This window comes from Streptomyces sp. FH025, from assembly GCF_017427025.1.
Classification (GTDB): Bacteria; Actinomycetota; Actinomycetes; order Streptomycetales; family Streptomycetaceae; genus Kitasatospora.
Genome location: NZ_JAFLNG010000261.1, coordinates 1 through 9,794, shown reverse-complemented (window position 1 = coordinate 9,794; position 9,794 = coordinate 1). Strand labels below are relative to the sequence as shown.

Sequence of the window (9,794 nt, the reverse complement as noted above, 5' to 3'; positions counted from 1 at the left end):
CCCGGGCCGCGGGAAGTCAACCGTGCACGGACGACCTGCGGCCCACGCCCCGGTGAACCACCCCGCCCACCACCGCGAACAGACGGCAGGGACCACCACCGGAAACCTGACGTACCGCCATGAAGGGGACACCGGCGGCCGGTCGAGGCCCGAGCGCGAGGTGCGCTCGGGGGGTGTGTGCGCCAACTCCCGCGCCCCGGAGGAGTTTTGGACTTGTGGGTCCATTTTCGGCTGCCTACCGTACTGCCCGTCCCTGACGGAAACGCCCACACGAAGAGGTGGCACCCATGTACGCGATCCGGATCGAGGAGCACGGCGGCCCCGAGGTCATGCGCTGGACCAAGCTGCCCGCCCCCTCCCCCGGCCCCGGCGAGGTCCTGGTGCGGCTGGCGGCGGCAGGGGTGAACTTCATGGACGTCGGCGCCCGCAGGCAGGGCGGGCCCGGCTGGGCGGCCCCCGCCATCCTCGGCGCCGAAGGGGCCGGCTACGTCGCCGCCCTCGGCGAGGGGGTCACGGAACTTTCCGCCGGCGACCGGGTCGCCTGGTTCTACCACCCCGGCAGCTACGCCGAGTTCCTCACCGTCCCGGCCCACTCCCTGGTCAGGGTGCCCGAAGGCGTCCCGGACGAGACCGCGGCCGCCCTCCTGCTCCAGGGCCTGACCGCCAACCACCTGAGCACCGAGACCTACCCCCTCGGGCCGGACGACACCGCCGTGGTGCACGCGGCGGCCGGCGGGGTGGGCCTGCTGCTCACCCAACTGGCCAAGGCCCGCGGCGCCCGGGTGATCGGCCTGGTCTCCCGCGAGGACAAGGCCCCCGCCGCGCGGCAGGCCGGCGCCGACCACGTGCTGGTCCACTCCGGCGCCGGCTTCGAGGAGCGGGTGCGGGAACTGACCGCCGGACGCGGAGCCGACGTCGTCTACGACGGCGGCGGCACCGACACCTTCCGCTCCTCCCAGCTGGCCCTGCGCCCGCACGGAGTGCACGCCTACTACGGCCCCTTCATGGGCGTGCCGACCCTGCGGCCCACCGACCTGCCGAACAGCATCCACCTGACGTACCCGGTGGTGCACCACCACGTCCCCACCCACGAGGCACTGGTGCGGCGCACCGGCGAACTGTTCGACCTGGTCCAGGCCGGGCTGCTGACCCCGCGCGTCACCGGCCGCTACCCGCTCGCCGAGGCGGCCCGGGCCCACACGGACCTCGAATCGCGGGCGACCACCGGCAAGCTGCTGCTCCTGCCGTGACCCTGCCCCGACACCCCCGCGCCCGGCGCGCTTCAATGAGAGCCGGCTCGGTGGGAGCCGACGGCTCGCACCGGGGAGGGCACGTGTCGTTGACCCGCAAGGGCGCCGCGACCAGGCGGCGCATCGTCGAGGGCGCCGCCGGGCAGATCCGCGAGCAGGGCGTGTTCGCGCTGCGCCTGGAGGACGTCATGGCCCGCACCGCGACCAGCAAGAGCCAGCTGTTCCACTACTTCCCCGGCGGCAAGGACGAACTGCTGCTGGCCGTGGCCCGCCACGAGGCGCGGCGCGTCCTCGACGACCAGCAGCCGGAGCTGGGCGCCCTCTCCTCCTGGCAGGCCTGGGAGCGGTGGCGCGACAAGGTCCTCGCCCGCTACCGCGCGCAGGGCGTCGACTGCCCGCTGCACGTGGCCCTGTCCGAGCTGGCAGGAGCGGGCGAGGCGGCGCGGGCGGTGGCCGGCGAGCTGCTGGCGCAGTGGCAGGCACAGCTCGCCGCGGGGGTGCGCCGGATGCAGGACGCCGGCGAGGTGGACCCGGGGCTGGACGCCGGGCGCGAGGCGGCGGCGCTGCTGGCCGGTGTCCAGGGCGGGGTGCTGATCCTGATGACCACGGGCTCCGACGTCCACCTGGAGGCCGCCCTGGACTCGGGCCTGGCACGCCTGCGCGGGGCCCGTCCCGCGCCCTGATCCGGGGCACCGGCCGAAGCACATGGTCCGGACCAATGCGGCCCATGGTGTGGCGTGGGACACGCGTTGAGACCGTTGAGGTGACAAGGGTCACCTCCGGCGCGGGAACGGGCCCCAAAACGGCGCCCGGGCCCGTGAGGACTGGGCGGGCGGCGTTACGGCACGGGCCGAGGGCCCGTCCGCTTCGGGACCTTCGTCAAGAATCCGGTCGACCTTCGGCCCGGTGGCGGGCCGTGCGGGCCCGGGCAACCGTGGACGGTCGCCCGTTGTGACCGGGCGGTGGCGCCGCCCGCCCCGGACGGCGCCTTTCCCTGCCGTCTACCCGGCGCACGGTGAGCGGGCCCCCCGCGTCGCCGTACGCTCCGGAGGACCCCCAGCACATGTCCCAGACCATCGACAACGCCCCGTATACCGGCTTCCACCGCCGCCTGGCCCTCGCCTGCTCCGGCGGGCCCCTGCTGGACGGCTACATCCTGAGCATCGTCGGCGTCGCCCTGATCGGGATGCGCCCCGACCTCGGCCTGTCCACCGCGGAGGTCAGCCTGATCGGCGCCGCCGCCCTGGTGGGCATGTTCGTCGGCGGCGCCCTGTTCGGCGTGCTGACCGACAAGATCGGCCGGGAGGTGATGTACACCGCCGACCTGCTGGTGATGGTCGCCTGCTCGGTGCTCTCGTTCTGGGTCGACGCGGTGTGGGCGATCGCCGTGCTGCGCTTCGTCCTCGGCATGGCCGTCGCCGCCGACTACCCCATCGCCACCTCCCTGCTCGCCGAGTGGCTGCCCTCCAAGCACCGCGGGCGCCTGCTCGGCCAGCAGATCGTCGCCTGGTACGCCGGCTCCGTCCTCGCCTACGTGGTCGGCTACCTGTTCCTGGAGCTGGCCGGACCGGGCAGCTGGCGCTGGATGCTGGCCAGCTCCACCGTCCTGTGCGTGGTGTTCCTGGTGATCCGCCGCGGCTCCCCGGAGTCCCCGCGCTGGCTGGCCGCCAACGGACGGGTCGGCGACGCGGTGCGCGTGGTCGAGAAGCACCTCGGCGTGCGGGTCGACGGGCGCGAACTGATGCCCGACCCCGCCGAACGCCACCGCCCCGCCGGACTGCGCCTGCTGATGACCCAGCCCTACCGGCGCCGCACCCTGTTCTGCGGCCTGTTCTTCCTCTTCCAGGTCGGCCCGCTGTTCGCGATGCTCACCTTCGGCCCGCAGATCCTCTCCTCCTTCGGCATGCCCGGCGGCAACATGATGGAGACCCTGGGCACCGGACTGATCAGCCTCGTCTTCCTCCTCGGCTGCTACCCGGCGCTGCGCCTGATCGACACCCGCGGCCGGCGCCCGGTCATCATCTGGTCCTTCGCCCTGATGATCGTCCCGCTCGCCCTGCTGGGCGTGTGGCCCACCGCCCCCGCCGCCGTCGCCCTGCTCGCGCTGTGCGCGTACGCCTTCCTGTGCGGCGGGCCCAACGTGCTCGACTGGACCTACCCCAACGAGCTGTTCCCCACCGAGATCCGCGCCACCGCCGTCGGGGTCGCCACCTCGGTCAGCCGCATCGGCGCCGCCGTGGGCACCTACCTGCTGCCGCTGTCCCTGTCCGGGCTCGGCACCGGCCCCACCATGCTGATCGCCGCCGGCGCCACCGCGATGGGCCTGCTGGTGTCCGTGCTGTGGGCCGAGGAGACCCGCGGCACCGCCCTCGGCGCCTCCCCCGCCGCCGACGGCGTTCCCGGCTCCCAGTGCCGCTTCGCGGAAGTTCGCGGAGCAGCACTAGCGTGCGCGGCCGATCCGCCCGGTGACGACGGCCAGGACGGTGCCCAGCACCACCAGCCCGGCGTACCCGGCGCTCTCGTGGCCGCCCGGGACCAGGTAGTGGACGAAGCCGAAGAGGCGCAAGCCCCCGAGGTGGTCGGAGAGCAGGCCGGTGATCCCTCCGACGATGAGGGCGCAGCTCACGAAGCCGAGCAGATTCTTCATGCCCCTGAGCCTAGAGAGGCAGATCAGCCCCGGTATCCGACTTTCGGAGCGACCTGTCGCCACCAAAGTCGCGCAGCCGGTGGGCGGTTGACGCGGCGCAGAGCAGCGCGGGGGCGGCCGCCAGGGCGAAGCACAGCGGCAGCGGCAGCCGGCCGACCAGCAGGCCGACGGTCGCGCTGCCGCCCGCCGAGCCGGCGTTGAAGGCGGTGTTCACCCAGGCGCCGGCCCGGGTGCGGGCCCGTGGCGCGGCCGTCTCGTCGGCGATCAGGTAGGCGGTGGTGATGACGGGTGAGACGAACAGCCCGGCCAGCGCGACGGCCGCGGCCAGCACGGGGAGGTTCGGTGCCAGCCCCGCGCCCGCCAGCGCCAGGCCCAGCCCGGCCACCAGCAGCGGCAGCCGGGCCCGGTTCGGGGCGGACCAGCCGACGGCGCCGTAGGCCAGTCCCCCGACGGCACTGCCGGCCGAGAGCGCCGCCAGGATCCAGGCGAGGGCCCCGGCCCGCCCGCGCTCCTCGGCGAAGGCCACCACCATCAGGTCGAGCGCCCCGAGCGCCAGCCCGGTCGCGGCCGAGGCGAGTACCGCCCGGCGCAGCTCTCCCCCGCCGTGCGGGCGCTCGCCGGGTGCGGCCGGCCCGCTCCGGTCCGCCTGCCGCGCGGCCGGGGAGGCGACCAGTGCCAGGGTGCCCGCCAGCACGAGCCCGGCCCCCGCGGCCACCCCGGCCGCCGGACCGGCGAGAGCGAGCAGCAGCCCCACCAGCAACGGGCCGCTGACGAACAGCAGTTCCTCGGCGACGGTGTCCAGGCTGTACGCCCGTCCAAGCAGCGCCTGGTCCGGCAGCAGCCGCCGCCACAGCGTGCGCATCACCGGCCCGAGCGGCGGGGTGCAGGCACCGGCGGCGACCACCAGAGCACCCGTCAGGACCGGCGGCGCGCCCGGCCGCCAGGTGACGCCGGCCACCAGGGTCAGCAGAGCGGCGTACAGCGCGGCCATCGGCGCCAGCGCGCGCCGGGGGCCGTACCGGTCGACCAGGGCGGCACGGGCCGGCGAGAGGAAGACGCTGGTCAGCCCGAACAGGGCCAGCACGGTGCCGGCCACCGGGTAGGAGCCGGTGGCGTCCCGGACTGCCAGCATCATGGCGAGCGGGACCATCCCGTACGAGAGCCGGCCCAGCAGGGCGGCGCCGAAGGTGCGGGCGGCGTGCGGGGCGCGCAGGACAGCGGCGTAGGAGGGGTTGGGCGAAGACAAGGGAGACGTTCCTCGGCGAAGGCGGGCAGGGCGGGGCCGTACCCGAAGGCGTGCGGGGACACCGGAGCGCCGTGCCCGGTGAGAGGGGGCACGGTCGTGGCGGGTCCGCTACGCACGGGGGAGGAACATGCCCGGAACCGTAGCAGGCCCGCCGCCCGCGCCGGGAGCCGGGGACGGTCCCGGGCGGCGCCGACGGCGGTAAGCCGTCAGGAGGTTCCGGCGCCGGAGTGGTTCACGTCCGCCCGAGTCTGAAGGAACCTGAGGTACTTGGGGTCGTCCTCTTCGAAGATCTCGGACCCGCCTCCCATTTGACATCCTCGCCCACCTAAAGGAGGGCGATTCCCGTCTGACCCGCCGTTGTCGGGCGGGGCTCCGGGTGGGTTCCTGCTTCACCGCGCTGTGCCGGAACACGTTCCGGTCTTACCTTCGCTCCACAGGCTGACACCGCCAGTCCGGCGGCCTTGGCGACGTTGACCGCCGCGTTGACGTCCCGATCGAGGGCGCTCCCGCACGCCCCGCACGTCCATGCGCGGACGTTGAGGGGCTTGGGGCCGTCCTTGACGCCGCAGTTCGAGCAGACCTGCGAGGTCGGTTCGAAGCGGCCTGTGCGGTGGAAGGCCCGCCCGTAGCGGGCTGCCTTGTACTCCAGCATGGTCACGAACGCCGACCATCCGGCGTCGTGCACGGACTTGGCCAGGCGCGTGCGGGCGAGTGCCTTGATCGCCAGGTCCTCCACGGCGACCGCTTGGTTCTCGCGGACCAACTCGGTGGAGAGCCGGTGATGGAACTCGCGCCGCGCATCGGCCACCCGGCCATGAGCGCGGGCGACCTTGACCCGGGCCTTGTCCCGGTTCCTCGACCCCTTCGCCTTGCGGCTCAGGGCCCGCTGTGCGCGCTTCAGCTTCTTCTCGGCGCGGCGCAGGAACCTCGGGCTGTCGATCTTCCGGCCGTCCGAGAGCACGGCGAAGTGGGTGAGGCCCAGGTCGATGCCGATGGTGGCGTCAGCCTCGGGCATCCGCTCAAGGTCGACGGCCGGGTCGGTCTCGACCACGAAGGAGGCGAAGTACCGCCCGGCGGCGTCCTTGACCACCGTCACCGTGGACGGCACCGACGGCAGCGACCGCGACCACCTCACCCGCACGTCGCCGATCTTCGGCAGGCGCAGCTTCCCGCCCTCGGTGATTCTCCACCCCGCATTGGCGGTGAAGCGGATCGCCTGCCGGCTGTCCCTGCGGGACTTGAACCGGGGCGGTCCCGTCTTCGGTCGTTTGCCCTTGAGGCCGTCGAAGAAGTTCCGATATGCGGTGTCCAGGTCCCGCAACGACTGTTGCAGGATCACCGACGACACCTCACCGAGCCACACGCGCTCGGGAGTCTTCTTCGCGGCGGTCAGCCGCTTGGACAGCTCGGCCGACGTGACGAACGGCAGCCCGGCAGCGCGGGCGTCCTCACGGACGCGCAGCGCGTCGTTGAAGACCACCCGAGCACACCCGAACGACCGTGCCAGCGCAGCACGCTGACCGGCGCTCGGATACACGCGGAAGCCGTACCGAAGCTGCATGATGGCCAACGTAGCATCTTGGTTTATGTCACCGAGGTGGAACCCGAATCCCGATGTACGAACTGGTCGTCACGTCATCAACAACTTGCACGTCCACTTGGTTTTTGTCACGAAGTACCGGCGCGGGGCCTTCACCGACGCCATGCTGACCCGCTGCGAAGAGATCATGCGGGACGTGTGCGCGGACTTCGAGGCCGAGTTGAAGCAGTTCAACGGCGAGCAGGATCACGTACACCTGCTGGTGCACTACCCGCCCAAGGTCCAGCTCTCCAAGCTGGTCAACAGCCTCAAGGGCGTCAGCTCCCGCAGACTCCGACAGGAGTACGACAGCCACGTCCGCCGCCACCTGTGGGGCGGCCGCTTCTGGTCCGGCTCGTACTTCGCGGGCTCATGCGGCGGTGCACCGCTCACCGCCATACGCCAATACATCGAGAATCAGCAACGCCCGACAGCCTGACGTCACCCCAGAGACACAGAGAACTCCGGCGCTCCACGCCTCCGGGGCAAGGATGGCCTTCACCTCCGGCGTAAACGCCGGAACACTGGCCAAGATCAGAGATAGAACTGGAGGGCGGCGAGCGCTAGGCCTACTCGGAGAACATGAGCAGGGGCCTTATCGTCGACGACCAGGAGGCGGTGGCCAAGGTATCCCGGGCCTATGATCGCCTTCGGGCGGAGGTTCTGTCTGCCCGGGACTCCGCCAGACTGATCCGCGCCGTCATGAGAGGGCTCAACAACGTGACTAACAGCCGGATGCCAGTGATCCACCCCAACCGACACGCCGACTGGAAAAAGTCCTCCCACTCCGAAGGCGACGGCGGGAACTGCGTTGAAGTAGCGCTGAACCTCGCCGTATCCGGCGTTGTCCCGGTCCGGGACTCGAAGGACCGGAGCGGCCCCGCGTTGGGGATCAGCGCCTCCGGGTGGGAGTCCTTCATCGCCGCCGTCCAGGCCGGCGAGTTCGGCGAGGTCTGAACCAGCCTCAGGTCCCAGGAGATCCCCGCCCGATCGGGCGGGGATCTCCTTGTCACATGCCTTCCAGTCCGCTCACGACCCCGCCTCCGACTGGTCGTATCCGTTCGAGTGGGCCGCGTGTTTCCCGAAGCCACGTTCGCACCGGTACCGGCCGGCCCGACGCGCGCCCTGGTGTCCGTGGCCGCGAACTGCTCCCACACCCCCATCCCGGGCGGCTGCGGGCCGATCAACCCCGGGGCATGCGCCTCACACTGCAACGGGGGCGGTGACGGGGGCGGGGGCGGCGAAGCCCACTAACCTGGGCGCACCGAACGCGGAAAGGGCGGGACGCATGGACGAGAACGAAGCCCGGCAAGTGGCCAACACCCTTCGGCAGCTGGGTCTTCGGGGCATCGTCTCCCCCGAAGACCCCGACAACCCGGACGGGCGTTGGAGGGTGTACGACAGCACCGATGCCGTTACCCGGCGGGACATCACCGATGAAGCACTGACAGTCATCGCTGGCCGGTCCCGGCAGCAGACCGGTCCGGCGCGAGGGTTCGTCGTCCCGAAGTCCCGTTGAGCGGCGCCCCCGACAGCGGCCCCGTCCGGGTTCGCCTGGGCGGGGCATTCAATCAGCTTCTCTTACTACGGGAAGAGACAGCAGGCGAACGTCTGGCACCACGGCGACACCCCCGCGCCCGTCGCCCAGATCCTCACCCCCACCCGCAGACAGCACACTGGCGCCCACCGCCTGAACACCATCGGCGCCGCCCGGGGCGTACCCGGGCGGCGCCGAAGAGGTTCTCGACTCCTGGGAACCTGCGAAAGACAGACCTGGATGCGGTGGCGGGTAGCCGGGCCACGACAACGTGGCCCGGCTACCTGGTTGTCAGACGTGGTGGTCGAATTCGCCCGCCTTGACGCCACGGAGGAGAGCAGCAAAGGCGGCCGGGGCGGTGCGGATGACGAGGTGACCTTCGTCCGATTCACGGACTTCGACCAGCCCGTCAGTCGTGCGGACCTCCACGCACTCATTGGTCGCGGCGCTATAGCTGGACTTCTGCCAATCTGACCTACGCATGTGCAGTTTCCACATCTTTCATGACGGATCGAATGAACTCACGTGATCCTTCTTCGGAGAGTGCCGTGGAGTCCAGTCGGGAGAAGATCGCCCGATGCTTGGCCAGGTCCGCTGGCGAGTCGAAGAAGAGTGCGCCTTGCGCCACGTCCATCTGGACGGTGTCCAGCTCGGGAATCGGGCCTTTGGCGAAGGTGAGGTTCTCAGAGGCACCTGGGAAAGTGGCAACAGCGAACGGCACTACGCGGATCGAGATCCCCGGGTGCTCGGAATCTTCGACGAGTGCCTCCAACTGCTCCGCAAGCACCTTGGGACCGCCGAACTGCATTCGCAGTGCGGCTTCGTGGATGAACGCTTGAAGCGGCGCCTTGCCCGAGCGGACAATCTGCTGCCGCTGCACTCGGAAGGCCGTGCGAACGTCAATCTCCGCACGAGACAACGGCGGATAGGGTCGCGTGAAGACGGCGGAGGCGTATGCACTGGTCTGCAACAAGCCGGGGATGTAGGTGGTCGTGCAGGTTGAGAGCGCTTCCGCGTAACTCTCGATCTCCGCGACTTCGAGGAAATCTGTTGTCAGGACCTCGCGGTACTCCTCCCACCAACCCTTGCCGCGTGCGCTGACTACCTCGGCGAGGGCATCGACCAGCAGGGGGTTGGCGCAGTTGCACGCGGCGGCGATGGTACGGAGGCGGTCGGCGCTGATGCCGATCCGTCCCGATTCCATCTGGGTGACCTGGGCTGGACTCATGCCGACGATGCGACCAAGTTCCGAGCCACCGAAGCCTGCCTGCTCGCGCATCCTCCGCAGCTCGGTGCCAAGCCTGCGTTGGCGGAGTGTCGGGTTGGAGCGTGGAGGCATGGGTTCCTTCCGAAGGTCAGTGTGGTCAGTCTGCCGCTCTCGTTGAGCGTAGGTCCACCGGTTACCACCGTAGGGTGAACTTTCGCGAAGAGTGGAAAATTGGATACTCAGCTGCGTTATGGTCGATCTCACAGCGATCCGACGGGTCGTCAGTAACGCCTGCTGGCAGGCACCGCAGAGCAGCCGTGTCCACTTT

9 protein-coding genes and 2 pseudogenes are annotated in these 9,794 nt (G+C 70.9%); 7 read left to right on the top strand and 4 right to left on the bottom strand.

Annotated elements, in window-relative coordinates; translation table 11 throughout:
* Positions 1 to 287 precede the first annotated feature (287 nt).
* The 3 genes and pseudogenes from J0670_RS19400 to J0670_RS39320 all read left to right on the top strand — a co-directional run.
* On the top strand, positions 288 to 1,250 hold the full coding sequence (locus J0670_RS19400; protein WP_207812891.1) for a quinone oxidoreductase: 963 nt from the start codon (positions 288 to 290) through the stop codon (positions 1,248 to 1,250).
* Positions 1,251 to 1,333: 83 nt separating this feature from the next.
* Entirely contained in the window at positions 1,334 to 1,933 is a 600-nt protein-coding gene (locus tag J0670_RS19395) for a TetR/AcrR family transcriptional regulator (protein WP_207812890.1), read from the top strand.
* 380 nt (positions 1,934 to 2,313) lie between these two features.
* Positions 2,314 to 3,609, top strand: a pseudogene (locus tag J0670_RS39320) (MFS transporter); the annotation flags it as partial.
* Between the two features lie 298 nt (positions 3,610 to 3,907).
* Here J0670_RS39320 and J0670_RS19390 read toward each other — a convergent pair.
* Positions 3,908 to 5,143 carry an MFS transporter gene (locus J0670_RS19390; protein ID WP_207812889.1) on the bottom strand — a complete coding sequence of 412 codons (1,236 nt, stop codon included), beginning with the start codon at positions 5,141 to 5,143 and terminating at the stop codon, positions 3,908 to 3,910.
* Between the two features lie 325 nt (positions 5,144 to 5,468).
* Complete coding sequence (locus tag J0670_RS19385) at positions 5,469 to 6,704, bottom strand: RNA-guided endonuclease TnpB family protein (RefSeq protein ID WP_207812888.1); 1,236 nt, start codon at positions 6,702 to 6,704, stop codon at positions 5,469 to 5,471.
* Positions 6,705 to 6,729: 25 nt separating this feature from the next.
* Here J0670_RS19385 and tnpA point away from each other — a divergent pair, with 25 nt between their 5' ends.
* The 4 genes and pseudogenes from tnpA to J0670_RS19370 all read left to right on the top strand — a co-directional run bounded on the left by tnpA (position 6,730) and on the right by J0670_RS19370 (position 8,241).
* A complete protein-coding gene (gene tnpA / locus J0670_RS19380; protein ID WP_207812893.1) occupies positions 6,730 to 7,161 on the top strand; it encodes an IS200/IS605 family transposase in 432 nt (143 codons plus the stop codon).
* A 140-nt stretch (positions 7,162 to 7,301) separates the two neighbouring features.
* Positions 7,302 to 7,406 (top strand): annotated as a pseudogene (locus J0670_RS39975) (transcriptional regulator); the annotation flags it as partial.
* Positions 7,407 to 7,424: 18 nt separating this feature from the next.
* On the top strand, positions 7,425 to 7,679 hold the full coding sequence (locus J0670_RS19375; protein WP_307806589.1) for a DUF397 domain-containing protein: 255 nt from the start codon (positions 7,425 to 7,427) through the stop codon (positions 7,677 to 7,679).
* Positions 7,680 to 8,010: 331 nt separating this feature from the next.
* Positions 8,011 to 8,241: a hypothetical protein gene (locus J0670_RS19370; RefSeq protein ID WP_207812887.1), complete on the top strand. Its 231-nt coding sequence runs from the start codon at positions 8,011 to 8,013 to the stop codon at positions 8,239 to 8,241.
* A gap of 309 nt (positions 8,242 to 8,550) precedes the next feature.
* Here the strand turns inward: J0670_RS19370 and J0670_RS19365 are convergent, their stop codons facing one another.
* Together J0670_RS19365 and J0670_RS19360 are read right to left on the bottom strand one after the other, a co-directional pair.
* Entirely contained in the window at positions 8,551 to 8,742 is a 192-nt protein-coding gene (locus J0670_RS19365) for a DUF397 domain-containing protein (protein ID WP_207812886.1), read from the bottom strand.
* Positions 8,735 to 9,598: a helix-turn-helix transcriptional regulator gene (locus J0670_RS19360; RefSeq protein WP_279383038.1), complete on the bottom strand. Its 864-nt coding sequence runs from the start codon at positions 9,596 to 9,598 to the stop codon at positions 8,735 to 8,737. The genes J0670_RS19365 and J0670_RS19360 overlap by 8 nt, the downstream gene beginning before the upstream one ends.
* Positions 9,599 to 9,794: the final 196 nt, after the last annotated feature.